This window comes from Candidatus Phyllobacterium onerii, from assembly GCF_028331445.1.
In the GTDB taxonomy this organism is placed as follows: Bacteria; Pseudomonadota; Alphaproteobacteria; order Rhizobiales; family Rhizobiaceae; genus Phyllobacterium; species Phyllobacterium onerii.
On record NZ_JAQMHX010000001.1, the window covers coordinates 743,891 to 770,457 of the forward strand.

23 protein-coding genes are annotated in these 26,567 nt (G+C 57.8%); 10 read left to right on the forward strand and 13 right to left on the reverse strand.

What is annotated here, in order from left to right:
• Positions 1–3: 3 nt before the first annotated feature.
• The 4 genes from PHA01_RS03515 to PHA01_RS03530 form a co-directional block, all read right to left on the reverse strand.
• Entirely contained in the window at positions 4–906 is a 903-nt protein-coding gene (locus PHA01_RS03515) for a carbohydrate ABC transporter permease (RefSeq protein WP_271893376.1), read from the reverse strand.
• A gap of 74 nt (positions 907–980) precedes the next feature.
• Entirely contained in the window at positions 981–2,189 is a 1,209-nt protein-coding gene (locus PHA01_RS03520; protein WP_271893377.1) for an ABC transporter substrate-binding protein, read from the reverse strand.
• Between the two features lie 68 nt (positions 2,190–2,257).
• Positions 2,258–3,154, reverse strand: a complete 897-nt coding sequence (locus PHA01_RS03525) for a sugar phosphate isomerase/epimerase family protein (protein WP_271893378.1) — start codon at positions 3,152–3,154, stop codon at positions 2,258–2,260.
• 11 nt (positions 3,155–3,165) lie between these two features.
• On the reverse strand, positions 3,166–4,188 hold the full coding sequence (locus PHA01_RS03530; protein ID WP_271893380.1) for a Gfo/Idh/MocA family protein: 1,023 nt from the start codon (positions 4,186–4,188) through the stop codon (positions 3,166–3,168).
• 164 nt (positions 4,189–4,352) lie between these two features.
• Between PHA01_RS03530 and PHA01_RS03535 the strand changes: the two genes are divergently transcribed.
• From PHA01_RS03535 to PHA01_RS03545, 3 genes are all read left to right on the forward strand, one after another.
• Positions 4,353–5,387 carry a LacI family DNA-binding transcriptional regulator gene (locus PHA01_RS03535; protein WP_271893382.1) on the forward strand — a complete coding sequence of 345 codons (1,035 nt, stop codon included), beginning with the start codon at positions 4,353–4,355 and terminating at the stop codon, positions 5,385–5,387.
• Between the two features lie 196 nt (positions 5,388–5,583).
• Complete coding sequence (locus PHA01_RS03540; RefSeq protein ID WP_271893926.1) at positions 5,584–6,501, forward strand: NADP-dependent oxidoreductase; 918 nt, start codon at positions 5,584–5,586, stop codon at positions 6,499–6,501.
• Positions 6,502–6,709: 208 nt separating this feature from the next.
• Positions 6,710–7,648, forward strand: a complete 939-nt coding sequence (locus PHA01_RS03545; RefSeq protein WP_271893927.1) for an adenylate/guanylate cyclase domain-containing protein — start codon at positions 6,710–6,712, stop codon at positions 7,646–7,648.
• Positions 7,649–8,074: 426 nt separating this feature from the next.
• Here PHA01_RS03545 and PHA01_RS03550 read toward each other — a convergent pair whose 3' ends face one another.
• The 3 genes from PHA01_RS03550 to PHA01_RS03560 all read right to left on the reverse strand — a co-directional run bounded on the left by PHA01_RS03550 (position 8,075) and on the right by PHA01_RS03560 (position 10,363).
• Complete coding sequence (locus tag PHA01_RS03550) at positions 8,075–8,569, reverse strand: DUF3237 domain-containing protein (RefSeq protein ID WP_271893385.1); 495 nt, start codon at positions 8,567–8,569, stop codon at positions 8,075–8,077.
• A gap of 130 nt (positions 8,570–8,699) precedes the next feature.
• A complete protein-coding gene (locus tag PHA01_RS03555; protein ID WP_271893386.1) occupies positions 8,700–9,221 on the reverse strand; it encodes a hypothetical protein in 522 nt (173 codons plus the stop codon).
• Positions 9,222–9,316: 95 nt separating this feature from the next.
• Positions 9,317–10,363, reverse strand: coding sequence for a DMT family transporter (locus tag PHA01_RS03560; protein WP_271893387.1), 1,047 nt, complete (start codon positions 10,361–10,363; stop codon positions 9,317–9,319).
• A 202-nt stretch (positions 10,364–10,565) separates the two neighbouring features.
• Here PHA01_RS03560 and PHA01_RS03565 point away from each other — a divergent pair, with 202 nt between their 5' ends.
• Positions 10,566–11,384 (forward strand): sulfurtransferase/chromate resistance protein, encoded by an 819-nt coding sequence (locus PHA01_RS03565; RefSeq protein ID WP_271893389.1) that lies wholly within the window; start codon positions 10,566–10,568, stop codon positions 11,382–11,384.
• Positions 11,384–12,793 carry a chromate efflux transporter gene (chrA, locus tag PHA01_RS03570; protein WP_271893390.1) on the forward strand — a complete coding sequence of 470 codons (1,410 nt, stop codon included), beginning with the start codon at positions 11,384–11,386 and terminating at the stop codon, positions 12,791–12,793. The genes PHA01_RS03565 and chrA overlap by 1 nt, the downstream gene beginning before the upstream one ends.
• Before the next feature lie 44 nt (positions 12,794–12,837).
• Here chrA and PHA01_RS03575 read toward each other — a convergent pair whose 3' ends face one another.
• Positions 12,838–13,608 carry a pyrroline-5-carboxylate reductase gene (locus PHA01_RS03575; protein ID WP_271893391.1) on the reverse strand — a complete coding sequence of 257 codons (771 nt, stop codon included), beginning with the start codon at positions 13,606–13,608 and terminating at the stop codon, positions 12,838–12,840.
• A gap of 205 nt (positions 13,609–13,813) precedes the next feature.
• On the opposite strand from PHA01_RS03575, the gene PHA01_RS03580 reads away from it, so the two are divergent.
• Positions 13,814–14,188 carry a hypothetical protein gene (locus PHA01_RS03580; protein ID WP_271893392.1) on the forward strand — a complete coding sequence of 125 codons (375 nt, stop codon included), beginning with the start codon at positions 13,814–13,816 and terminating at the stop codon, positions 14,186–14,188.
• A 12-nt stretch (positions 14,189–14,200) separates the two neighbouring features.
• Here the strand turns inward: PHA01_RS03580 and PHA01_RS03585 are convergent, their stop codons facing one another.
• Both PHA01_RS03585 and PHA01_RS03590 read right to left on the reverse strand, forming a co-directional pair.
• The gene (locus PHA01_RS03585; RefSeq protein WP_271893393.1) at positions 14,201–16,597 is read right to left on the reverse strand and encodes a glycosyl hydrolase family 28-related protein; all 2,397 of its coding nucleotides are present in this window, start codon (positions 16,595–16,597) and stop codon (positions 14,201–14,203) included.
• A 156-nt stretch (positions 16,598–16,753) separates the two neighbouring features.
• Positions 16,754–18,832, reverse strand: a complete 2,079-nt coding sequence (locus PHA01_RS03590) for a transcriptional regulator (RefSeq protein ID WP_417020892.1) — start codon at positions 18,830–18,832, stop codon at positions 16,754–16,756.
• A gap of 88 nt (positions 18,833–18,920) precedes the next feature.
• Here PHA01_RS03590 and PHA01_RS03595 point away from each other — a divergent pair, with 88 nt between their 5' ends.
• Both PHA01_RS03595 and PHA01_RS03600 read left to right on the forward strand, forming a co-directional pair.
• Entirely contained in the window at positions 18,921–20,009 is a 1,089-nt protein-coding gene (locus tag PHA01_RS03595; RefSeq protein ID WP_271893394.1) for a PLP-dependent cysteine synthase family protein, read from the forward strand.
• Positions 20,010–20,022: 13 nt separating this feature from the next.
• On the forward strand, positions 20,023–21,501 hold the full coding sequence (locus PHA01_RS03600; RefSeq protein ID WP_271893396.1) for a pyridoxal phosphate-dependent decarboxylase family protein: 1,479 nt from the start codon (positions 20,023–20,025) through the stop codon (positions 21,499–21,501).
• Positions 21,502–21,507: 6 nt separating this feature from the next.
• Here PHA01_RS03600 and PHA01_RS03605 read toward each other — a convergent pair whose 3' ends face one another.
• From PHA01_RS03605 to PHA01_RS03615, 3 genes are read right to left on the reverse strand one after another with little or no spacing between them, the layout of a single operon-like run.
• Positions 21,508–22,158: an Isoquinoline 1-oxidoreductase subunit gene (locus PHA01_RS03605; protein WP_271893397.1), complete on the reverse strand. Its 651-nt coding sequence runs from the start codon at positions 22,156–22,158 to the stop codon at positions 21,508–21,510.
• Positions 22,159–22,169: 11 nt separating this feature from the next.
• Entirely contained in the window at positions 22,170–24,326 is a 2,157-nt protein-coding gene (locus PHA01_RS03610) for a xanthine dehydrogenase family protein molybdopterin-binding subunit (protein WP_271893398.1), read from the reverse strand.
• Positions 24,327–24,329: 3 nt separating this feature from the next.
• Positions 24,330–24,788, reverse strand: coding sequence for a (2Fe-2S)-binding protein (locus PHA01_RS03615; protein ID WP_210001910.1), 459 nt, complete (start codon positions 24,786–24,788; stop codon positions 24,330–24,332).
• Positions 24,789–25,031: 243 nt separating this feature from the next.
• Between PHA01_RS03615 and PHA01_RS03620 the strand changes: the two genes are divergently transcribed.
• Together PHA01_RS03620 and PHA01_RS03625 are read left to right on the forward strand one after the other, a co-directional pair.
• Positions 25,032–25,943 (forward strand): alpha/beta fold hydrolase, encoded by a 912-nt coding sequence (locus tag PHA01_RS03620; RefSeq protein ID WP_271893400.1) that lies wholly within the window; start codon positions 25,032–25,034, stop codon positions 25,941–25,943.
• Between the two features lie 221 nt (positions 25,944–26,164).
• Positions 26,165–26,554 carry a nuclear transport factor 2 family protein gene (locus PHA01_RS03625; protein ID WP_271893402.1) on the forward strand — a complete coding sequence of 130 codons (390 nt, stop codon included), beginning with the start codon at positions 26,165–26,167 and terminating at the stop codon, positions 26,552–26,554.
• Positions 26,555–26,567: the final 13 nt, after the last annotated feature.

Here is a 26,567-nt window from a genome sequence, read left to right on the forward strand (position 1 = left end):
TCCTCAGTAGCTGTGTTCATGACGCGTAGAGCGCACATAGACTGCTGCTACCACTATGACGAAGATGATCATGAGAACCGAGACGGCACTGCCGAGAGAAATCTCATACGTCTGGAATGAGAACTGCCACGACCAGTATTGGGCGACATTGGAGCTGTCCGCGGGCCCGCCCTGCGTGAGAGCAGCGATCAAGTCGAACTGTTGGAGTGTAAAGATAACGCCGAGCGATATTACCGCGCCAAGCTGCGCACGCATCAGAGGGAGGGTAATAGATCGAAAACGCTCGAATGCGCCTGCGCCATCAAGTTCGGCGGCCTCGTAGACGTCACGCGGTATGCTCGCGAGGCCGACCGAGAGCAGGATCATGTTGAAGGGAATGCCGAGCCAGATATTGGCGATGATAACGGCATAGAGCGCCACGTTTGGATCCGAGAGCCAGAAGATGCGTTCATCGGCAATCCCGAGGGATGTCAGGGCATAGTTGATAACGCCAAAATCGCCGGCGAAAAGCCATTTCCAGATTGCGCCGACGACGAGTGCGGGCATGATCCACCCGGCCAGGAACAGGCCACGCAAATAGCTGGCGCCCGGAAAGTCCTGCTGGAAGAAAAGTGCCAGCCCGAAGCCGATTGAAAGCTGGAACACAATTGAGAGGACCACAAATTTTACTGTGTTCCAGAAGATCGTACCGGCAACCGGCTGGGAGAAAATATCGTAGTAATTTTGCAAGCCCACGAATGGGCGGTTGAATGAAGTGAGCGTGAACATGTCAACCGTCTGCAAGGACATGATAATATTGTAGACGATGGGAAACGCCGAGAAAACGACGAGATAGAGCAGGGCAAACCCAAGCAGCAAGATATCGAATCCGCTGCCGTCCCGGATGGTTCTGATGATGCCTTGCACAGTATCCTCCCGCTTGCCACTTCAAATCTCCGATCCTCGCTCCTCCGCACACGCGAAGGAGCGAGGATCGAAGTCTATTTGTTCAAAACAGCGTCGATTTGCTTCTGTGCAGTACCCAGCGCAGTCTTCGCATCGCTTTGATGCGTCAACGATGACTGTATGGCGGTGTAAATCGCCTTGGAAATCTTGGGCCATTCAGGATGAGGACCGCGATTGCGGGCATATTTCATGCTTTCTTCGAAGACGGCATAGATGGCTGGTGTTTTTGGATCATTCGACTTCACATTTGCGGCAGGCACAAAGCCAAAACGGTTCCAGACATCGGGCATCTTGCTATAGAGAAACTCCAGCAGGATAAAAGCTTCTTTGGGATGCTCGCTTTTGGCGAGGATAACGTTGTCGCCTTCGCCGAGCGCAGAGGCGCGCGTGGCGCCTTCCTGGGGAATCGGCAAAAGCGCGGCGCGATAATCGAATTTCGCTTCCCGTCCCATGCGAGGTAGTTCCCATGGGCCAGAGATGGCCATCGCTGCATTGCCGGCATTGAAGGTACCAGTCGAGTCAAACTGGCTGCGGATCAAGGTATCGGGAGATGCGAGCTTCTCGTCCAACAGCTTGCCCCAGAAATCCAGAACCTTGATGCCACCCTCGGTGTCGACCTTGTTGTAGTCGCCGCCGGCCATCTGCAGCCAGGGCAAAAACTGGAATGTACCTTCTTCCGTGGCTACCGCCGAAAACGCCAAACCATAGATATTCTTGGCCGGATCGTTAAGTTTTTTCGCGGCGGCGTATAGCTCGTCCCATGTCTTGGGCGGATTGTCCGGGTCAAGGCCCTTCGCCTTGAACATGTCCGCATTGTAGTAGAGCGCAATGGTATTCGCGCCACGCGGAATGCCATAAATCTTCCCGTCCCAAGTGACTGAGGATAACGGGCCTGGGAAAATGTCCTCCTTCTTGATGACCTTCGATTCAGCGAGCATAGGGCTGAGATCCAGCAGCAGGCCACGCGAGGCGAAGAGTGCGACTTCGGGATTGTCGATATAGGTCACGTCAGGCGATTCACCGGTTGCGGTGGCGCGCGCCAGATCGTTGACCATGTCGCGAAACTGAACGGTCTTGATGTTCAGCTTGATGTCCGGATGTGACTGCTCGAACTCGTCCTTCAACAGGTACATGTACTGATCCGGGCGATCGATAGTCCAGATGTCCAGCGTTACCGACTCGGCTTGAGCGGCACCGGACATGAACAGCGATGCAGCCGCGATCCATTTCATAACTCGTTTCATGCTTTCCTCCTCTTGTTGCTGGTCCGGCCTGCTTGCTTCTTTGCGACAAGATTGGCCGGTGTCGAGTTTCAGGGGTTAGGGACGTATGAGCCGCCGCGGCTCTGCTTGAGATAGTTGAGCGAATGCACTTGCCCGGTCATTTCGAGCTCATTGCGATAGACCGGATCGTGCCAGCCCTCGATGTCGATCGAGCCGGACCACCCGGCAAGCCGCAGTTCGGAAATCACATCAACCCAGTTGGTGTCGCCGAAACCCGGCGAGCGCATGAATACGAATTTCTCCTTGCCGAAAATTCCGTGTTCACGGATTACTTCCCAGCGGATCGTCGCGTCCTTGCCGTGAACATGGAAAATCTTCGGCGCCCACTTGCGAATTTGCGGCAGCGGGTCGATCAGATAGACCATCTGATGGCAAGGTTCCCACTCAAGGCCAATATTATCGGCTGGAACCTCGTTGAAGATCATTTCCCAGGCGTCGGGATTGTGCGCGATGTTCCAGTCGCCGCTCGCCCAATTGCCGTCCATGGCGCAGTTTTCGAATGCGAGTTTTACACCTTTGTCGGCAGCACGCTTGGCCAGTTCTGTCCAGACCTTCTTGTATTGCGGCAGGCTTTCCTCGATTGGCTTACCGCGAACACGTCCCGTAAATCCGGCAATCGTCGTTGCGCCGAAATGGTGCGCATTGTCGATGAGCGCTTCCCAGCCTTTCAACGTTTCACGGTCGATTTCTGTATCTTCGAGCGGATTGCCGAACATGCCCAGTGTCGACATGGTGACATCCTCGTCGCCGATCGCTTCCTTCAGTTCCTCCGCAAGTCTTGGCAGGTCCTTGTTCATCACTTGCCAGAAGAACGGTTCGAAGCTTTCAAAACCGTGCGCCAATATGCTCTTGACATAGGCAGCAGGGTCGGGCGCATTTCCCTTGATCATGGTACCGATACGGATGGCTTTTGCCGGGTTGCTCACTTCGAACTCCTTCAGATCGTAATTTCGATGCGTCGTCCGGATTCGGCGCTGTCGATCGCACCGAACACCATGGCGAGGCCCTTGATATTTTCCGTGCCGACGGTCTCCGGTGGCGGACCGCCGCGTGTAGCTGCAATGAAATCCTGCATGACTCCGAGGTGACCGCCGATACGATCAGACGCGTCGAGGGGAGGGATATCGACGGCGGTCACCTCGGAAAACAGGCCTTCTCTGCCGGAGGTGACGGCTTCGGCCCGTATGTCATCGTATCCGTCCCAGACAATCGATCCCTTGCTGCCGATGACACGCCATGCACTCTCCCAGCTTGTGCGCAAACCGTCGGCGCACCAACTGCCGCGATAAGTGAAAACCGCACCATTGGAGAATTCAAAGATGGCAGCCGCTGAAGATCCCAGGCTGTACCACGAGTTGCCGGGCTCCCACTCGCGGGCGTAGACGGCGTTGGCGTCGTCTCCCGCAAGAAAGCGGGCAGCATCGAATGTATGGATCGCCATGTCGAGAAATAGAACGTGGCGCATCTCTTCGCGAAACCCACCGAAATGCGGAGCGAGAAAAAAATCGCAATGGAGGCTCGTCACGTCGCCAATGGTACCCGACTGGACAAGCCTGCGGATACGCCGGATTTGTGCCAGATATCGCCGGTTTTGAACGATGGCATGAATTCGGCCTGTCTCACTCGCACGGCGAACGAGATCGCGCGCTTCCTCCAGAGTCTCGGCCATTGGTTTTTCGGAAAGAACATGGCAGCCAGACTCGAGCGCAGTGGCAACTGTTGCATGCCTGGCGGCTGGTATCACGATATCGAAAACAATGTCGGGAGAGGTTTGACCAAGAACATCAGGTAGATTGCTACCGACGGCGGCCGTCTCCCAACCGAACTCCTTGGCGCGGTGTTCAGCGCGTCCGGTGTCGAGGTCGACGATGCCGACAATTTCGACATCGCCGATGGTGCGGGCGGCCTCGAACCATGCTTTGCTCATGGCTCCGCAGCCGACTAAAACGGCACGTTGCATTTTTTCTCCTCCCAACGAAAACCATCAAAAATCGACGAAATCGATTGCAAATGGCTTCCGTAAACGTTTACGATTTCATATCGGAGTTTTATTTTTGTCAATCCCTCATTTCGGTGTTTTATGAGGGGCGGCCCTCAGAACGAGCGCGCCAAGGAGAAAAAAGTGTGAGTATTCGGGACCTTGCCCGCCATCTAAATATTTCGATCGGAACGGTTTCGCGGGCGCTGAATGGCAAGTCCGACGTCAATCCCGAAACCCGCGAGCGTGTGCTCCAAGCGGCAAAAGAGCTCGGTTATGTCCCGAACCAGTCCGGCCGCAGCCTGCGACAGGGTACCACCAACACAATCGGTTTCATGATCGAGTCGTCTATCGAAACGGCGGACAATGGCGGCAGCTTCTTCATGCCGGTGTTCGAAGGCGTGCAATCCGTATTCAGGCGGCATCAACTCGATCTCGTGGCTCTACTGTGTGGAACCGACGAGGATCCCGGTGCCTATCTCAATCGCATAGTCGGACGCCGGTTCGTCGACGGCTTGATTATTTCAGCGACAATGCGCAATGACCCGCGAATAACATTCCTGCTCGAGCGGAAAATCCCCTTTGTCACGCTTGGGCGCAGCGCCACGGGCGGCCAATATCCCTGGATCGATCTTGACTTTGAAGGCGTAGCGGCAACCGCGGTGACCCGGCTACTCAAATTCGGTCATCAGCGAATTGCAATCGGCGTACCGGCCAGTGATATCAATCTTGGCTACGTTTTCGTAGATGGTTACAGACGTGCTTTGAGCGCCCATGGCATCAGCTTCGATCCTGATCTTGTCTTTCGGGCGAACAGCAATGAAGAGGGCGGTTACCGGGTTGCTACCGCAATGCTGGCGCAGAAGCAGATGCCGACCGCGGTCATTCTGGTGAATGAAAACATGGCGATAGGTCTTTACCGGCGCTTCTACGAAGCGGGCATCCATCCCGGCCGGGACATTGCCGTCGTTGGTTTTCGCGAAAGCACGCAAAGTCGCTTCCTGTCGCCCACTCTCACATGTTTTCGGATTTCGCTCCGCGATCTCGGCATTAAGCTAGCCGAAGCATTGCTTTCAACCATGCCGGCTTTCGCGAGCAATTATCCGCAGGACAGCATTGACTTGGTCTGGCCGATGGAACTGGTACCCGGCGAAAGCGATGGTCCTTGGCTTGGAACCTGATTGGTTAGAGGTCGCTGGTTATCTCGATGGTGTCATCAGATATCTACGCGGTCACCATCGCCCACCGCCGGCGAACTCGCTGCTGTCGACTTCAACCTGTTCGACCAGGCCTGGACCACGGAAGCGGATTGACATCAACTGGAACCGGGTAACAACATTTTCACCAAAGCGACAAATAGCCGAGGAGAAAATTATCATGAAGGCAATCGTTGTGACGGAAGAGGCTGCGGGAACGGCCGGGATGAAGCTGGTGGAGCGTCCCGAACCGCAGGCAGCGATAAATGACGTTGTTGTTCGGATTCATGCGTCGGGATTTGTCCCGACTGAGCTGGCGTGGCCTTCGACCTGGACCGATCGGTGTGACCGTAACCGGACACCGTCGATCCCTGGCCACGAGCTGGCTGGAGTGGTCACCGCCCTCGGCTACGGCACGACGGGACTGTCCATAGGGCAGCGCGTGTTCGGCCTCGCGGACTGGTATCGCGACGGCACCTTGGCCGAGTATCTGGCGATCGAGGCACGCAACCTCGCGCCGCTGCCCGGCGACGTCGACTTCACGATCGGCGCGAGCCTGCCAATCTCGGGACTGACCGCATGGCAAGGGTTGTTACAGCACGGCCGCCTCCAGGCGGGACAGAGCGTCCTCGCGCACGGCGCGGCAGGCGCTGTCGGTTCGATGGTGACGCAGCTTGCACGCGAGGTCGGCGCCTACGTAATCGGCACCGGGCGCGCTGCCGACCGCCAGAAGGCGCTCGACTTCGGCGCGAGCGAGTTTGTCGACCTCGAGAATGACGCACTGGAAGACGTTGGCGGAGTCGATCTGGTGTTCGATGTGATCGGCGGTGACATACAGAAGCGGTCGGCAAGCCTGATTCGAGCCGGAGGAACACTGGTGTCCATCGTCGGGCCGGCCGAAGCGCGGCCCGCCGACGGCCTGGCGATCGACTTCGTTGTCGAGTCCGATCGTGCCCAACTGAGCGAGATCGTACAGCGAGTGCGGGACGGACGATTGCGGACGAACATCGGCAACGTCGCGACGCTCGACGATGCAGTCGCCACCTTCAACGCGACCGAACGGCGCGCGGGGAAGTCGGTCATCCGGGTTCGACCGTGAGCGACACGGGGAGGGCAGATTGCTCCGCCACTGCAAAGGTCATCGAAATCGCGAACACCTCTGATTGCTCTTCACTAGAAGCATCGCATCAGGTGTGGCTTGTCGTCGATGTAACTCTTCCCACATCCGGCTCCAGCGGATAATGTTCCGTACGACTACGGGTGTCTTTGCGACCCCTGCAGGTATCGAGCTGGGAGAGTACAACGCCATGACCGGAACGCGTCGCAAGTTGACGACGATCTTCTCCGCGGATGTTCAGGACTATACGCGCTTGATGCGTACCGATGAGGAAGGAACCCTCGACACCCTGAAAAAATACCGCGATGCAATGTCCCGGTTGATCGAAATCCATGGCGGCAGGGTCGTCAACACCTGGGGCGATGGACTGATCGCCGAATTCGCGAGCGTGGTCGAGGCGGTGCGCGCAGCGCTCGATGTGCAGAACGAGCTTGCGGGCTACAACGCCGACCGCCCCGACGACACGCGCATGTTGTTTCGTATCGGTATCAACCTCGGCGATGTAATCGCCGAAGGCGACGACATCTACGGCGATGGCGTGAACGTGGCTGCACGCCTGCAAGCATCTGCATCGGCTGGCGGCATCGTCATATCCAACACGGTGTACGACCACGTGCGCAACAAGGTTGCGGTGGGTTTCGAATGCTTGGGACAGCTACCGGTCAAGAACATTGAAGGTGGCGTGCTCAGCTATGCCGTCAGGATCGGGGAAGATAGTGCCCGTTCTGCGCAACAGGACCCCTTTCCCGCCAAGGGCGCGTCCGATGAAAAGACCGTTGAACTCACCAACACCCGCAACACTGGTTCTGGCGTGGTACCAAAGTGGCGTAATTACGGGGTATTGGGCGTAGTCTCAGCCGGTATTCTCGCCATCAACCTGCTATCGTGGGACGGTGAGTTCTGGGCGCCATGGCCGATCCTCGCTTTAGCAATCGTGGCCGCACTCTCATGGATGCGCACCGCCCGACAGGTTGATCACGTTCTGGCCGCGCTCGCGATAGTTGGCTTTGCCCTCATCTGCATCAATCTGCTTTCCTGGCAGGGCACTTTCTGGGCCGCTTGGCCATTGCTTGCGATGGCTGTCCTCGGCAGCATCCGATGGTTTACGCGCCGGCGCGCGGAACCTTAAGGCGAGTGTGCGGAGGCTCGAACCTCCGGTGATTTGCGGCAGGGTTTACTATTTCTCCGCCCACGGTGGATGATACGGTTCAAATGGCTTGCCATCATTGTGCAGGCAACCAGCGAGCAGTAACCCTAAGATAGCCAAGGCAAGTAGGGATTTGAGAGACATCGCATTGCTCCTTCCTGCAGTGTGCTTAAGATAAGCATTGTAGTCCGGGCAAAAAAGAGCCGGACTACATAAGCCCGGCTGAGTTCTTCTTCTAGGGAAAAGCCGAAACGGAGGGGGAGAACCGCCTCGGCAATACCCAAGTTAGGCAAGTCTCGTTACAGCAGCATTGCCATCGGGCCTAGATTTGCTTCTAAAATCACAAAGTTGAACCCGGCCCACTGGAACGGTTCGCGTGTGTCGCCATCCTTTACAGGCTAAGTCGAACTACAACACTTCAAAGACGTTGTAGATTGGTCCATTGGCTTGTCTGTGGCCAGTCCCGATAGCAAGGGTTCGATTGATCCAATCGTATTTTGCCGACGCGGTCTCAAATACCGGATTGATGCGGAAATAGTAACTTGCCGGGTCGACGACTTCACCTTTCTCGATCCGGTCCATGACATCAGTCGGACCGTGACGTACGCCTTGATACGTCATGCCAATCAGTGCGTCGTCCGTCGTTCTGAGAACGAGACGGACATTCAACGTTGTGCTGCCATCGCTTCGCACCGTTTGCCAGTCGCTGCCGCCTTCCAGCACTTCCCCGGATAGTCGGTCTCCTTCGAACGATCCTCCAAGAATCACACCAATACGGCGAAACGCACCTGGTGTGTCCCCAATAACCTGAAGCTTCTGCACTTGCAGACGCATGGCGAACAAGGATCGCGTTCGAATGGCCCTAAGCGGTTCAGGCAGACCATCGGTCAGGATAGTGGTCACAAAATGCACCTTTCACATCGCTCTTACCAAGTCACTGACGAATACCTGACAATCAGCTTATTAGCCGGGCACCGTGAGCGAACGGCAGAAGGCGATGTCTCTCGATCTGACGCATTGCTCCCGCACGCTGTTAGCGTGCGTCGCGCTTGGCCTGTGCTACCTGTGCGGCCGCGCGCTGCCGACCGCGTTCCATCGGCCGGATAAGACTGTTTACCTTGGTGTTAGGCTTCGCACGCATGCCTTGATGTGCATACCGCGTATTGAATTCATCGCCTCTTGTCGGCGCCTGCTGCTTCAACGCCAGCACATTGCGTGCGTTTTCGATCAGTGTGATGCTGGCTGCCAGGCGGCGACGTCGCTCCACTTCAGTGTTCAGCCGGCGCATTGTCATCGCGAGAACCGCGACTTTCAGCTGAGATCCATCATCCCGGGCCGAAGCTGCACTGCCCTTCGGGTCGGCCTTGCCGCGCATTTCGCGGCGACGCCGGTTAGCCTCCGTTTGCGCCTTGTCACGCTGTTGACGTGCAAGCTTCACCAGGTTGGACAGGTCAGCATCATTCATTTCCTGCAACGCGGGATGGTGAGACTTCTCCACCAAAATACGCTCTTCTGCGTTCAGTGCGCGCAGCTCTTCCTTGCGTGAGATGGCCATGCTGTGTCCTCTCCGTAGAAGTTGTCGCCCGACTTTCTTATGAATCACGCGTGGGGTCAAGGTTGGCGCGGACACCTGCCCTCAATCCAACCGCGTCAAGACTTGTGTCGATGTTGATGGTGCGCATCGGGGAAATGCGAGTGCGTGTGTCGCAAGGCAGGATGTCTGTGGAGATGGCTATGACTGACATCGGCGGCGACTGGATACGCGTGATCATGCTGATGGTGCAGATCGTGAACATGCTCATGCGCGTGCTCGAGTTCGGCATGGACGTGATCATGATGGTGTTGTTCCGTAAGATGGAGCCAGATGCCTATTGCCATCAGGGTGCCAGCAAAAATGAGCGAAGGCGTCAGTGGCTCGCCCATCGCCAGTGCAAGCACTGCACCAATAAAAGGAGCAACTGAGAAATACGCACCTGTTCGAGCAGTCGCCAAGTGCCGTAGCGCCACCACAAACAGAGCCAGGCTTATTCCGTAGGCGACGAACCCAAGTATGAGTGCACCCATCAGATTGGGCAGAGGCGGCAAATGAGAACCCAACAACAAGGCTAGTCCGAGGTTTACCGAACCGGCGACAAGGCCCTTCACCGATGCGATCCACGATGCGTCAGACAAGGACACTTTACGGGTCAAGTTGTTGTCGATGCCCCAAGCAAAACACGCTGCCAAGATCGCACAGGCTGACCAGAACCCCTCGAAATGGGCTTCGCTTGGCCAGCTCAAGATCAGCGCTCCGGCCATAATTGCGATCATACCGAGCGCGATACGCCGGTCGAAATTCTCTTTGAAGACGAACCAGGCGAGGAGGGCTGTGAAGACAGCTTCGGCATTCAATAGCAGTGAAGCACCTGATGCGGGTATCCCGACCAATCCAACCATGAGCAGAACCGGTCCAACAATGCCGCCAGCAGTGACAGCGCCAATGAACCATACCAGCTCGTGACGAGGTAGATGGACAGCCGGAGACTTCGTGAACCGGCGATAGAGCGTCAGACCCAGGCCAGAGCCGAGATACAAGAGTCCGGCAAGCATCCAGGGGCTGACTGACGACAACAGCAGCTTCGCCAAAGGTGTCCCAATGCCGAACAAGGTTGCGGCCATCAGTGCCGCCGGTACTCCTTGAACAAGTCCTATGCGCATTGTGCCTCCATTCAGTCTGACCGTCCGGGCAGCCGCGCCATCCGGTTTGGGAACAACTTTAAGCGCCGCAGAGGACGACTGCTAGAGCCTCGGCGTACTTGACACGCCCAAGCCACATGACATTATGTCAGTTATGGGGTTGCGATCACCCCACAAGGCGTCAGCCGAAGTATCGCGTCCAAATAACAACGGAGGACGCGTGATGACTTCACTTCTCGAGATTTCTTCTGAAAAACTCTATCGCTTGGTTGGCACCCCAGGCTGCCCTATCCTTGTCGACGTCCGCACCAATGAGGACTTTGACGCTGATCCCCGCCTGATCCCCGCCTCGATAAGGCGCCGCCATGGCGACGTTCAAGAATGGCTCAGCCATGTGGCACGTCATGCGGTCATCGTGATCTGCCAACGGGGACGAAAGCTAAGTCACGGTGTGGCCGCATTGCTTCGCCAAGCGGGGATCGATGCCAATGTTCTTGAGGGCGGGATCGAAGCATGGCTGGCATCTGGCTTCCAGATGGTGCCGGTTTCGAAATTACCCGCTAGCGATAGTACGGGCCGTACGGTCTGGGTGACACGAGCGCGACCGAAAATCGATCGCATCGCCTGTCCATGGCTGATCAAGCGCTTCGTTGACCGGGATGCTGTCTTTCTGTTCGTTCCCCCCACTGACGTCGAGGCCGTCGCGGAACGCTTCAACGCGGCACCATACGACATCGAAGGCGTTTTCTGGAGCCACCGCGATGAACGGTGCACCTTCGATGTGATGGTCGAAGAATTAGGCTTGTCGTCAGAGCCATTGCTGCGATTGGCGACCATCGTCAGAGGGGCCGATACAGCGCGACTTGATCTCGCCCCTGAAGCTCCTGGGCTACTGGCAGCATCGCTTGGACTGTCGCGGATGTTCGCGGATGACCACGAGCAGCTAAATGCCGGTCTCGGGCTCTACGACGCCTTCTATCGCTGGAGCCGAGATGCGACCGACGAGAAACACAATTGGCCGTCCACGAAGCGGACAGTGTGATGACAGACATTATCGGCAAGTCCAGCGCAATCTCAGATGAGCAAGAACACGAACACGGCGTCTCCTTCTCGGATGCCGTGAAGGTCTGGGCAAGGGTCGCCGCTCTGAGTTTTGGCGGTCCTGCGGGTCAGATCGCGGTTATGCATCGGATCATCGTCGACGAGAAGCGGTGGATCGGAGAACATCGATTTCTACATGCGTTGAATTACTGCATGCTTTTGCCAGGGCCGGAAGCACAACAGCTTGCAATCTACATCGGATGGCTTTTGCACAGGACGGCCGGAGGCCTTGTCGCCGGTATCCTGTTCGTTTTACCCGGCTTCCTCGCAATCCTTGGCCTCAGCTACATCTATGTCGCGTTCGGCAGCGTCGATGTTATTGAAGGATTGTTCTTCGGGCTAAAGGCTGCAGTGCTAGCAGTGGTTTTTCAAGCAGTGTTTCGGATCGGCGGGAGGGCTCTGAAGAACAAAGCTATGGTCGCAATTGCGGCATGCGCCTTTGTGGGGATCTTCTTCCTTCATGTCCCGTTTCCAATGATTATCTTGATAGCGGGTGCGCTCGGCTACATGGGCGGACGGATCGGATCCCCACTGTTTCAGATCGGTGGCGGCCACAAGTCCGGAGCAAGTGCAGTGCTGGAAGACAGACATTCGGCGCTTGGCGAAATCACCCCTCGTCACGCGCGGCCCAACCTTGTTTGGTCGCTGCAGGTCTCAGGTATCTTGCTCGTACTTTGGCTGGTGCCTGTCGCACTTATTGTCGCCTTTCTCGGCTTCGACAGTGTCTTTTCCAAGATTGCGATCTTCTTCAGTCAGATGGCATTGGTAACGTTCGGCGGAGCCTATGCTGTGCTTGCATACGTCGCGCAAGAAGCGGTCCAGCACTATGGTTGGCTCAAGCCCGGCGAGATGCTCGATGGCCTGGGAATGGCCGAGACGACACCGGGACCGCTGATCATGGTTGTCCAGTTCGTTGGCTTCATGGGTGCCTTTCGCGCTCCGGGTTCCCTAAATCCAATGGTTGCAGCAACCTTCGGAGCGGTGCTGACGACATGGGTGACGTTCATCCCATGCTTTTTGTGGATATTCCTTGGCGCACCGTTCGTCGAAAGCTTGCGCGGCAACAAAGCGCTGACAGGTGCCATGTCCGCAATCACTGCTGCAGTTGTCGGCGTCATTCTAAACTTGGCAATCTGGTTCGGCCTGCACGTGCTGTTTGCAGACGTCGAAACTTTCAGTGTTGGATGGTTCTCGCTCGATATTCCAATCTTCCGGTCGATAAATTTTGCGTCGCTGCTTCTGACTGCAGCCGCTGTACTCGCATTGTTTCGATTCCGAGTATCCGTCATCTTTACGCTCATCGGCTGCGCTGTGGCCGGGATGGCTTGGACGCTCATTACCCGGTTCTGATGGCAGCACGGCAAGCGAGATCGCATTGCCGTGCCCCCCCTAGATCACGTCTGTTCGATACGCTTGAGCACGGAGTCGAGGGCAAGCGTCAACGCCTTCGTTCCACCATTCTCCTTGAACTCCGCGAAGACCTGCTCATTCAGACCGCCGTTTGTCGAAAACTCGGAAGCCATTTCCTCGAATGATTGTTCATTTGATGCGTCCGTTGCATGGCACAGACCGCCGAACAGCCCTTTTAAATAGATGCTCGCCTGATCGTAGGGCATTCCCTCGGCTTCGAGCCAACGGGCGCTTGTTTCCAGCAGGCCGAAATATGTGGCCATCAGCGAGCTCGCCGCGCTGAAAAGATTGTATTGCTTGAGGTCGTTTGCCTGCACTGAAGCGCCGAGCGAAGAGAACAAGTCGGCAATCTCGTCGTTGAGCGGATAGATTGCCGTTGCTCCGCGCAATTCAGCGACAAAAGGCAGGGGAATTGTCCTGGTAATGGTTACGGGCACGCCAATCCAACTGGTGAGGGACTCTATCGGGACAGTAGCAATAAAGCTCGCCACCTGCTGGTGCTCGCGGAATTTGAGCGCTTTTACCACTTCCTCGGCGATTTGCGGCCTCACCGCAAGAAACACGATGTCGGCGCTGTCTACGACATCCTGGTTGTCACGACCCACGCGCACGATCGGAAACATTGTTGCCAATCGTGCTGCAATGTCCTGGCTGCGAGGGGAGACAATGATAGCCTCGATATCGGACCTTGATTTCATAAAGCCCGTGATGACGGCCTCGGTTATGGCACCCGTTCCTACAAAACCTAGTTTCATTGTTCCCCCAAAGTCTGACGTGTTCTTGTATCATAACGCAATCAGCTCGCCGAGCCATGTAAAGTGGATCGGGACTGTGCTCTCCCTCAACAATATGATCAGCTTGCAAGTGGTCGAATATGGGCGCTTCCTGTCATGTGCTGCGGCCTTGATCGTTTGACGTTGTCAGGCACAGCTAAAATTCGAGCTAACCAGGGGGGACCCGATGAAGCTTTCAGGATTTCTAGGACACGCGCCGATGACGCTTGCGGTGCTGATGATGGTGACCGGCCCGATGATGGTATCGTCTGCCGACGCCGCCCGGCGAACGGTTGCCGGCTGCGGCCCACGTGGATGTGCCGCTGTGTCGACAGTTCGCAGAGGCGCCGTCGTCCGTGCGCCAGTACGGCGCGGAGTCGTCGTCGTCAATCCGCGTCGTTACTGGCGGCCGGGCGGAGCGATTGCGGCAGGCGCCGCGATCGGCTTCGTTGCAGGTGCCTCAGCGGTCGCCATTGCGGGATCGCCGCCCCGTTCCGGTTATTGCTGGTATTACACCAACGCCGCCAGGACAACCGGTTTCTGGGACGTTTGCCCGCGCTGATCTTCGCCTGATTTACTTCTTGGCCGGGCCCTTGTTGCCCGACTCGAAGCCCGTCCATGTGGAGCCGAAGTTCAACCATGTGTTCTTCGGTTGCAGTGTCTTGAATCCGACGCTGCCCTTGCCCAATGCCGCGCCTCGCTCGAAGACGTTCTTGTAGAGGATCGTGTTGTATTTGCGTGAACTGTAGAGAGGTGGCGCTTTGAAGCTTCCGGTGTAGGTCCACATGAGTTGAAAAGCATCTATGAAGCCGAATTTCAGATTGGTGAACCGGTTTCCTTCAAAAACCGTTCCGTTGTAATCGGCCCCGTTATACCCCCAGGATTCAAATTCGACGCCGATATGCGCGAGCCTGTTGAAGGTGTTCTTGCGATAGACATTGCCAAGACCGCCCCAGACACCCGCAACCCCTGAATCGGTAAAGGTCGTGCCGACATAAAGCCCGCTATTGCTGTCGCTGACCGTATTGTTGGAATATTGCAGGAAATAGGGGCTCAAGCCATTGGCCGAGCTCAAGGCGACAGTCATCATGCCATGGCGCATTTGCGAGATGTTGTTCCGGTCGACAACTGCGTCATAGACATTGCCGTAGAGCAGGACGGCGGTGGAGTCGGAATCATGCTTGAAATAGCTTGGGCGGCCCTGAAAAGTGTTGTTGTAGATGGCCACCTGTGAAGCCGCCGCCGCAAGGGCGAACCGGCTCGTGTCATCTGGCACGACATTCCAGTCTTTGTCCAAGGTCGCGGTATTGTCGTTTACCGACACGATACGCCGATGCTGGCCCGCGCCTCTGCCGCCGACGATAACCAGATCCTGGCCCCCGGCCTTGTCGGAGGCCGCGAGTGACGAGAAGCTGACCGTGTTCGCGGTGGCTGCTTTGAATCCGTCCTTCAGGTCGCTGCCGACCATCTCGAAACATATTTGTTCACCCTTGTTGCAGTCGACCTTGTTGCAATTATGCGGGGCGGCCTGGTGCGAGACATTGTCGCCCCAATACATGTTTTCCATGCTGCCGGCGTGGCCCTGGGCAACAAAGAACCGACCAATGCCGTGTCCGTCGTCGCGGTTCTCGTCAGCATTGGCGAGATCGTTACCCACCATCGAAAACTCGCGTCCGCCCCAAAGTGCAACCACGGACTCGCCATATCCCGTCATGCGAAAGCGATTGTTGGTCATGAATATCTGCCGGCTATTGCCGTAGAACGATCCATTCTCGATCAACTCGGAGCTGTCGATATAAAGGCCCGATGCGTCATGCGCTTCGAGAGCCGGTGCGCCCCAGGCTTTCAGCCGCATGGCTTGCAGGCGCAGGTTCTCGACGCCAGGGATCCATAGCAGCGGGGTAGTGCCGGTATTGCCATTGGCATTGAGCGTCAGTTTTTCGAACTGCGCATTGCGGTTCGCATCGACAATCATGCTGCCGGAAACCTTTTTGCCCAGTCTGATCTCGGTCGCATCCATACCGTCACCAAGCCAGTGCACGTTATCCGGCGCTCTGAGCACCGATTCGATGAGGTAGACTCCGGCCGGAAAATGTATGGTGGCGGGCGCAACGCTTGCCGCCGCTGTCAACGCCGCCTCGATAGCGGCGGTATCATCGGTCACACCATCGCCTTTTGCGCCAAAACTCCTTACGTCGATCATCTTCTGATCTTGCCGGGCCCATGGAGATTGATCGGCGATGGCCAGGTTCAACGGACCGCTCCAGCCGAAACGACCTCCATGGCCATTGTGGATCCATACCTCATAGGAACCCGCCGCGAGGTTCGGCACCTTGAAGTCGACCTTGAAGGGATTGATTGAAACCGGCGTTACATATTGCCCGGCACCGTTGGCGGGCTTGATATAAATGAACGATGCAGATGTGCCGTTGGACCTCGCCAGATTGCGCCCATAGACAGAAATTGTTGCTCCTGGAACAGCATTATCGGGCCCGAGCCACCAGCTTTCAGTTCGGTTGATGGCGAAAGCCTTGCCGCCCGCGTCATCGCGTTTCGGCCGGATCAGATACATCGACCAGGCGGGGAGGGATGCCGGCATCAGAACCGTCGCAGCGGTGTCATCGGCACGCAGCGGCGAGGTCGAAATGACTGATCCTTCCGGGCTGGACGGCGGTTGCGAAAAGACGTCGAAGCTGGTTGCTCCATCCAGCTCGACGCCAGTCATCGAGACGATTTCGTCGTGGTCCGCAGTTCTCGTTATTTCGGCGATAGCGGGCGCAGACGGACTTAACCGGAAGACCGGCGGATCGAAGGCGTCCACACCCTGTGGCAACTCTGGCTCTGGGTTGGGCAGGGGAAAGCCGAAATCACTTGGCTGGGCTTTGTCATCTGCTTTCGATACCTCCGGCAAAAGTGCCGTGCCGACCCACGCTACTACAATCAGGGCGAGACATTTCGTAAATCGGCTCATGTCCTACCCTGAAGGAGGGCATATTGAGATTCAAGTCATGACGAGGCGAAAATGGTGGGTTTCGAGAACCGGAGCGCAGCGTACTTCTGGTACGTGAGCACCGGAAGCGCAGAAGACCATCATTTGCAGCCCGTCAGGACTTGAATAACGATGTGCCTAGGCCAATCCGATCCGTTTTGCGCCCCGCCTGAACACAGCCTCGGTGTCGGGCGTGAACTGGAACGTCGCAAGAAAATCATCGACGCAATACTGGGGTAGCGTCTTGCGTATGGAAGCGGCAAAGGCCTTCGCTTCGTCGATCCGCCCAGCCAGTGCGAGGCAGTGCGCCGCGATGGAGAGAATGATGGCGTGAGCGTTGGGCCGCGCGGCGGCCCTCAGTGCCCATTCCGCCGCTTCTTCGAACTGGCCAAGGCGAACGTGGGCCATGGCGCGCGCACCAAGCATGCCGAACAACAGCGGATCGACCGGGCTCAAATGCCGCGAATGGTCGGACGATCCGATCGCCGCTGTCGGATCGCCGGACTGGGACTGGACGAACGACAGCGCGTAATGGCCGAGCGCGAAGTTCGGGCTGAGTTCTACGGCTCTTTCAAGCTCGACAAGCGATTCATCCTGCCGATGCCGCAGCCAAAGGGCCCGGCCCATGGCCCAGTGCGCTGCCGGATTGTTATCGTCGACAATAAGGCTCTGGCCAGCCGCAGCATAGGCCTGGTCACTTTCTTTCGCGTAATCGCCCCACCGTTGAAAGGCGTTCTGCCAATGGGTGAACGACAGACCCGCATGCGCTCTGGCAAAGGTTGGATCAAGCCGCACAGCTACCCCGAAAAAGTGTTGCGCAAGCTCGTTCTCCTGCCGCGTAAACCTGTACATGTGCCAGAGGCCGCGGTGGTAGGCCTCCCAGGCATTCAACGAGCTCGGCGATTTGAGGATAGCGCGGTTGCGCTCGACCAGTTCGATTTCGCTGGAGATTGCCGAAACGATCCTGTTGCCGATCTCGTCGAGAACAAGGAATGTGTCATCAAGCTTGTGATCGAAGACCTCCGCCCAGACGATGCGCGCGGTTCGCACTTCGACAAGCTCGGCCCGCACGAGAACGCGGTTTTGCAGATACCGCACGCTGCCGCTGGCCACGTAATCCACGTTGAGGTGACGGCCGGCATCCTCGGGGCCGATATTTCGCTCCGCCAGGGCAAAGACCGAACCGCGTGCGATCACAAAGAAGCTTTTCAGCCGGGCGAGGCGGGTGATGATGTCGTGGGTCAGGCCGTCTGCAAGCCCGCCTCGTATCAGCTCGCTGCTTGTCTCCAGCACGAAGGGCATGACCGCAAGTGACGCGTGATGGTCTGCACCGGCAACCGGGGTCGTTGGTGAAATCAAATCGATGCGCGGCGCGGCGGGAATGTAGATGTGTCCTGCAGTTGTGGCCTGTCGTCCATTCTTGATTGCGGGCCATGCCTCCCGTACCGGCGTGAAGTCCAGTCCCTCCGAGTCGAACAACCTCGCCGCCGTTGCAAGGTGTTCTTCGCATTCCCCTATCTGACCGCGCTCCGCAAGCGTTGCCAGCAATGCCAGATGCGCGCGCTTGTCGAATGGCGCAAGCGCGACCCACGCATTCAGAATGGATGAGATTTCGTCCGAATCTGCCGGCAGTTTCTTAGCCAGATGTTCAAGTACGGCAGCATGGCAGGAGCGGAACCGGCGCCGTTGGGCGATCAGCCAATGATTGAAATGCGGGCTGCGATCTATCTCCAGCCCTTCAAGAAAATCACCGGCGAAGTGCCGGGAAAGTTCGCGCAACCGCGGTAGGTCGAGCGTCTCGATACCTTCTTCCGCGGCCGAGGCAATGTGAAGGGCATCGACGAAACAGCCACTGAGATCGAGCCGGATCGTGTCGTCGGTGGTTTCAATTCTTTGGTGGCCGGGTTCGTTGAGGACACCGCGCAGCTTGCTGAGACTCCAGCGCAGTTCGCCGCGCGGATCGTTGGGCACATCCCACAACAGGTCGCAGAGGCGGCTGCGTCCGACCGCGTGCGGAGTTAGCGCCAGATAGGCGAAAAGAGCACGGACCTTGCGTGACGCGGGAAGTTCCAGCGGCACCCCGTTCTGGGCGATTGTCAAGGGACCAAGCATCCGCACGCATACGCCGGCAGCATGGCCGGTCAACGCTACCAATGCAGATTCCACGTGCGTTTCCACGCTTGTTCCCACGATGCCCCCACGTTTTTCTTCTATCATGGAAATCGAAAAGTTGCATCCGGCGCCATACGTGCTGGGTGCTGCTGGCGCAGTTTGCGCAAACAAACAACCATAGGGGAAAAGGATCATGACAACCCAAGCAGCAATCAGAACGACGAACGGGCGCGGGCGCCTCTTCGACAGCATTCTCGACACGGTCGGCGATACGCCGGTGATCAGGATCAACAATCTGGCGCCAGATCATGCCAAAATCTATGTGAAGGCCGAGTTCTTCAATCCGGCTTCGTCGGTGAAGGACAGACTGGCGCTCAACATCATCGAAGAGGCCGAGCGCAATGGCACGCTGAAGCCGGGTCAGACCGTCGTCGAGGCCACCAGCGGCAATACCGGGATCGGCCTTGCCATGGTCTGTGCGCAAAAAGGCTACCCGCTGGTCGTGACCATGGCCGACAGTTTTTCCATCGAACGCCGCAAGCTGATGCGTATGCTGGGCGCCAAGGTCGTGCTGACCCCCCGCGCGCAGAAGGGCTTTGGCATGTACCAAAAAGCCGTGGAACTTGCGGAGATGAACGGCTGGTTCCTCGCCCGTCAATTCGAAACCGAAGCCAATGCCGATATCCATGAAGCGACGACTGCCCGCGAGATCATCAATGATTTTGCCGGATCGCGGCTCGATTATTTCGTGACCGGCTACGGAACCGGTGGCACTGTCGCTGGCGTTGGCCGTGTCTTGCGCCGCGAGCGGCCGGAAACACGGATCGTTCTAAGCGAACCGGCCAATGCCCAACTGCTCGGTAGCGGCAAGGCACAGGAACGCGGCCCGGGCAACGCGCCGGCCGGCAGTCATCCGGCCTTCGAACCACATCCTATCCAGGGTTGGACGCCGGATTTCATTCCATATGTGTTGCAGGAAGCCATCGATGACAGCTTCTATGATCAGGTCGTGCCAATTCCCGGACCGGAAGGCATCAAATGGGCCCGGGCGCTTGCGCAAAAGGAGGGCATTTTCACCGGCATTTCCGGCGGTGCGACCTTTGCCGTCGCGCATCTCATCGCCGAAACGGCGCCTGCTGGTTCGGTGATCCTGTGCATGCTTCCCGATACGGGCGAACGTTACATGACAACGCCGCTCTTCGAAGGGATCGAAGCTGAAATGGATGAAGAGGAAACGGCGCTCTCGCGCTCGACCCCCGGCTACCAGTTCGCTGCCGAATGACCGGAGGTGTGAAATGGACACATCGCTCAAGCCGGTAGCAAGGAACGCCGAAGAAACGCTCGATCCGGAGGACTGGGCGAGCGTCCAGACGCTGTCGCATCAGGTTATCGACGACGCGGTCGGTTACCTGCGCAATGTTCGCGAGCGCCCGGTCTGGCAGGACATGCCAGGGGAGGTCAGGGCTTCTTTCGACGCTCCCCTGCCGCAATCGCCGGCACCACTTGCCGACGTCTATCGCGAGGTAACGGATACGGTGATGTCCTATCCCATGGGCAACATTCATCCGCGTTTCTGGTCGTGGTACATGGGTGCGAGCAACTTTACCGGGGCACTCGGCGATTTTCTGGCGGCCATCCAGGGCTCTAACCTTGGCGGCGGCAATCACGCCGCCGCTTTGATGGATCAACAGGTCGTCAACTGGTGCAAGGAGATGCTGGGCTTGCCAGCCTCGGCCAGCGGGACGCTGGTCAGTGGCGGGTCGATGGCCAATATTATCGGCCTGACCGTGGCGCGGAACGCCAAGGCTGGTATCGACGTGCGTGAATATGGCGTCGCTGCGATGGAAAAGCCCTTGCGCTTCTACGGTTCCGATCAGCTCCACAGCTGCCACCGCAAGGCAATGGAGGCGCTCGGCCTCGGAAACCGCGCGCTCCGGCGTATTGGTACCGATGATGAGTTGCGCATTGACCTTTCGGCATTGCGCGCGGCAATCGCGGAAGATCGTGCCGCGGGATTTCAACCCGCCTGCGTGATCGGAACAGCAGGAACCGTCAACACCGGCGCCTTCGACGATCTGCAAGGCCTCGCGACCTTGGCAGCGGAGGAGGGGCTCTGGTTTCATGTCGATGGCTGCATCGGAGCGCTCATTGCCATCGCGCCCGAAAACAGGTGGCGCGTTGCCGGCATAGAGCGCGCGGACTCCGTTGCGCTCGATCCGCATAAATGGCTGCATGCTCCCTTCGAAGTCGGCTGTGCGCTGGTCCGCGATGCGGCCGCGCACCGCGAAACATTTGCAGTGACGCCGGAATATCTGGAGATGACGTCGCGCGGCCTCGCATCGGCCAATTGGCTGCACGAGTACGGTTTGCAGACCTCTCGCGGGTTCCGCGCGTTGAAAGTCTGGATGTCGCTGAAGGAACATGGCGTTCAAAAATTCGGGCGACTCATCGACCAGAACATCCGGCAGGGCCACTATCTCAATAGTCTGGTCGAAGCCGAACCACTTCTCGAACTGGTCGCAACGACCAACATCAATATCGTCTGCTATCGCTATCGTCCTGAAGGGTTTTCCGGCGAACGGCTCAAGGCACTCAACACCGAGATCATGCTGAGATTGCAGGAGGAGGGGACGGCTTCCATTTCAGACACGACTGTTCATGGCGAGCATTGCCTGCGTGTCGCAATCAACAATCATCGCACCCGCCAGGGCGATCTCGACCTGTTGATACGCGAAACTTTGCGCCTTGGAGCCGAGATCGCCAGCAGAAGCTAGAGCAAGTTACGACGGGCAGGCAGCGCCGGTCGCGACCCAAGCCTTGATCAGTTCGCCGAAGGCTTCCTGCGTTCCTGGAACCGGCTCCCTGCCATCGCCCGGATGCCAGCCCCAGCCGACGAGGTCGTCATGCGCCATATGCTGGACGATCTCGTCCAGGTTCTTGCCGCCATTGCGCTGCGGATCCTTGATCTGGTTGCAGATGGCGCCGAGAGATTTGCCCTCCCACGCCATTTCGATAGGCGCCAGATGCCAGTTCGGATTGCCGGGAATGCTCTTGATCGTCTCGGCTTGCCCGATGACTTTTACATTCTCCGGCCCGTGGCAAGTGTTGCATTGCATTCCGGGCATGCCCATGCCGCCTTCACCGCGCGACACCGGGGGCTGGTGCGGATGCATGGAAATGTCCTGCAGCGGCCTGTCACTTGCCGGATGGCAGTTGACACAGCGCGGATGCTCGATGACCTTGCCGGCCTCTTCGAAAAGCGCAACCGACCGCTGCTTTTCATCAGCGATCGATTGGAACGACGATGCGGGCTTGAGCTCTTCTTTTGCGACGACGGGCTTGTCCTGGGCGCGTGAAATACTCGACACGGCAAGCCCGCCATTGACCGCAAGACACACTGCGAGCGAGATGTAAGCGATGTTCCGTTTCATCCTGCGTCCCCTCAAGCCGAAAGCACGTTGACGATCGGCAGCTGCCGGACGGGATTATTGGTCAGTCGCCGCCATGCATTGGCAACCGCGGGGCCGACCGGAGGTACACCCGGTTCGCCGACCCCGGTGGGTTTTTCGCTCGAAGGGATGATCGCGACTTCGATTGCCGGCATTTCGTTGATGCGCAATGACCGGTAGTCGTGGAAGTTGGATTGGACGATCTTGCCCCCGTCTCCAAGCGTGATCGCATCGAACAGGACCGCGCCAAGACCATAGCCGATGCCGCCTTCCATCTGCGCCGCGATGACGTTGGGATTGACCGCAACGCCGCAATCGACAGCACACCACACCTTGTGCACGCGAGGCGCGCCGTCCTCGCCGAGCGAAATCTCAACGATCTGCGCGACATAGGTGTCGAAGCTCTTGACGATCGCAACACCGCGCTGGCGTCCATCAGGCACCGGCGAACCCCAATTGGCCATTTCAGCGACCTTCTTGAGCGTTCCCGTATGCCGGGGCTCTTTGCTCAAGAGCGCCAGTCGGCCCTCGACCGGATCCTTGCCGACCTTCTGCAGCAATTCATCGACGAAGGTCTCGACCGCGAAGCCCGTATGCGTGTGCCCGACCGAGCGCCACCAGAGCGGCGGTATCTCGAGCTTGGTATTGTGCGCGATGACGCGCAGGTTCGGGATCGTGTATGGCAGGTCCGACGCGCCTTCGACCGACGTGGAATCGAGGTCGGCCTTGCCCATGATCGACTGGCCGACGATTGTCTGGTCCCAGCCGACGATCTGGCCATCGGCATCCATCGCGCCGCGCATCTTGTGCACATACATCGGCCGATAATAGCCGCCGCGAATGTCGTCCTCACGCGTCCACATGTGTTTCACTGGACGCTTGCCATCGGTAGCGCCGAAAACAGCAGCGGCTTCCTGCATGTAGGGCGAGCCGAACTGCGCCTTGCGGCCGAAGCTGCCGCCGGTGATCTGCGTGTTCAGCCGGACTTTCGCAGGATCGAGGTTCAAGACCTTTGCAGCGGTCTTCTGGTCCATGCCGGGGAACTGTGCGCCGTTATAGACATCGACCGATCCATCGGCTCTCTTGATGAACACGGCATCGAGCGGCTCCATGGGCGCATGCGCGAGGAACGGAAAAACGATCGTTGCTTCAAGCGATTGCACGCCCTGTCCGCTGAATGCCTTGTCGACATCGCCATTATGCGTTGCCTGCAGACCCTTTTCTGCGAACATTTTGGTGTAGTCCGCAGTCAACTGGTCACTTGATCGGGTTTCAGCCTTCGAGAGATCCCATTCGACCTTCAAGGCGGCGCGGCCCTTCAGTGCGGCAAAGGTGTTGTCGGCATAGACCGCGACGCCTTGCGGTACCTGTTTGACATCGACCACGCCTAGCACCTTGCGCGCCTCGCCGTCGTCAAAGGATTTGACCGTCGCGCCGAAATGCGCGGGGTGCTCGACGACAGCATAGAGCATGTTGTCGGCAGTTATATCGAGCGTATAAACGGCAGTGCCATTGGTCTTGCTGAGCGTATCGAGCTTCGGAAGCTCTTTCCCGACAAGCACGAAATCCTTCGGGTCTTTCAGCGTGGGTTCGGCAGGCGGGGTCTGCATCGCTGCCTTGGCGGCCAGCGCGCCGAAGCCGCTTTCCTTGCCGGAAGCCGCATGCTTGATGCGGCCTTTCGAGACAGTGATCTCGCTTGCCGGAACGTTCCATTCCGTTGCCGCAGCGGATACCAGCATGGCCCGGGCTGTCGCGCCCGCCTTGCGAAGCTGCTCGTAGGAGTTGGCAATGGAGGTCGAGCCGCCCGTGCCTTGAAGCCCAAAGGCAAGGTTTGCATAGACCTTGTCGTCCGCCGGTGAATGCACGGCGCGCATCTGGCTCCAGTCCGCATCGAGCTCTTCAGCGACGATTGTTGCCAGCCCGGTGAACGGACCCTGGCCAAATTCGATATGCTTCGACAGCACGGTAACCGTGTCATCGGCACCGATCTTGACGAAGGCGTTCATCGGCGAAAGCGTTTCCACGCCGCCAGCCGGGACACCTTCGAGTGCCTGTGCGGAAAACACTTTTGGCGCGAGCGTGAAGCCGATAACAAGCCCGGCACCTGCGAGGAACGAGCGGCGTGTAGCCGTTATGTTGTGAATGGTCATGGCTCAGCCCTCCATCGTGTCGGCAGCGTTGTGGATCGCTTGCCGGATACGGTGATAGGTAGCGCATCGACAGATATTGCCTGCCATCGCGCCATCGATATCATCGTCGGTGGGCTTCGGCGTCGTTTGGAGAAGCGCTACGGCGGACATGATCTGTCCGGATTGACAGTACCCGCACTGCGGTACATCGATCGCGACCCAGGCTTTGTGGATGGCGTCGGCCTCCTTGCCTTCGATGCCTTCGATCGTGATGATGTCCGATCCTTCGACCGTTGATATCGGCGTAATGCAACTGCGGCGCGTCGTGCCGTCCATGTGAACCGTGCAAGCGCCGCACTGGGCAATGCCGCAGCCATACTTTGTGCCGGTAAGTTTTTCGAAATCGCGAATGACCCAAAGCAACGGGGTCTCGGGATCCCCGTCGAAAGTCCGTTCTTGTCCGTTGAGTTTGAAGGTGATCATGTTCGTGTCCCGCATCTGGCTGCGCACGTGGGGCGTGCTGGCTTGAGTTGGTCTGTCCTGAGCGTCCAGGCTGCATCGAACATGGTAGGCGTCCGGCGAGGGGTCAAGACACGTTTCTGCTATCAGAACCAGAAAGCACGTCGCCAGCTCGAAATAATTTCCGGAAGGCTGTCGGGTGCTCTGGCTGCTGTTCGTCTTAACTGCATTGGCCCACATAAGTTCCCATTGTCCGAGGAGACGAACATGAAAATTCTTTCAAGCCTCTTTGCTATCGCGGCGGTTGCATTGACCGTCACGTCGGCTCACGCTGCGCCCGCGGTAAAAAGCGGGCACATCGAAGCTGGCGGCATCAACTACTATTATGAAATACAGGGAGAAGGCGCCGGCACGCCGCTGCTCCTGCTGCATGGAGGGCTTGGATCCACCGGTATGTTCCAGCCGATCATGCCGCGCCTCATCGAGGGTCGGCAGGTTATCGCCGTCGACCTGCAGGGCCATGGCCGCACCGAGCTCGGCAATCGCCCGATGAGCCTTGAAGCCATGGGTGACGACATGGCGACGATCCTGAAGTCGCTCGGCTACGACAAGGCCGACGTCCTTGGCTATTCGTTCGGCGGCGGCGTGGCGTTCCGGCTGGCCGTACAGCACCCCGAAATGGTCGACCGCGTGGCGCTGGTGTCGGCCGGCTATGCGCAGGACGGGTTCTATCCTGAAATGATCAAGATGCAGGCGGCGGTAAGTCCGGGCATGGCCGACATGATGAAGGAGACGCCCATGTACAAGTCCTATGTTGCCGTCGCTCCGAAGCCCGAGGACTTCCCCCGGCTCCTTGGCGCGATGGGTGATTTCATGCGCAAGCCCTACGATTACTCCGACGATGTCGCGAAATTGAAGATGCCGGTGATGCTCGTCTTCGCCGACAGCGACATGTACCGCCCCGAACATGAAATCAAATTCTACCAGCTGCTTGGCGGCGGCCTCAGAGATGCGGGCTGGATGCGCGAGACCATGTCGCAGAACCGCCTCGCTATCATCCCCAACCGCACGCACTACGACATTTTCTTTGCGCCGGAGCTGGCAGAGGCCGTCATGCCGTTTCTGGACGGGCAGGACAAGGTGAGGAGCTGGGACGATCTGGTGAATGCGGCCAACTAGTTTCGTGGCACTTGGCCGGACAGGGATCGTCGTCTCTGTCCGGCCAATTTTTTTGCCGTCAGTTCATCCAAATTGCCGCGTCGGTAAAACTATTACATCGGATGTAATTGATGACCCCATGCAGCCCGCGGTATCAACGACAGGCTTCTTGCAAGAAGAGTTTTCCCAACCTGCGCCGGCGTAACCGCTGGCTGCGTTTTTCACCGCACATGGAGAAACTCATGAATATGATGAGCTTTACGAAAAAAGACCCTCCAGAATGGCTTCTGCACTTTTGGAAGGAGATTGATGACAAGACCTTTGGCGACGGCTTTGATTGTTTCGTCGAACATGCGACCTGTAACCTGGGCATCGCCGATTGGAAGGGCCGCGAGACCATCCGCGAGAACCTGCGTGCCTTTATCGATACCGGATTTACCGCGCTTCATGACGTGACCGAATATTGGGATGGTGGATCTCTCAAAGTATTTCGCGGCACTGTAACGATGACGCCGGATGACCGCGCCCATCCAGTTGTCAAACCGGTCATGACGCATTTTTTCTACATGGATGAAACCGAGCCAAAGAAGGTCCGTCATTGGTACGGATCGGTCGGTCCCGTCGCATTCTAGTGCTGGCTGGTGA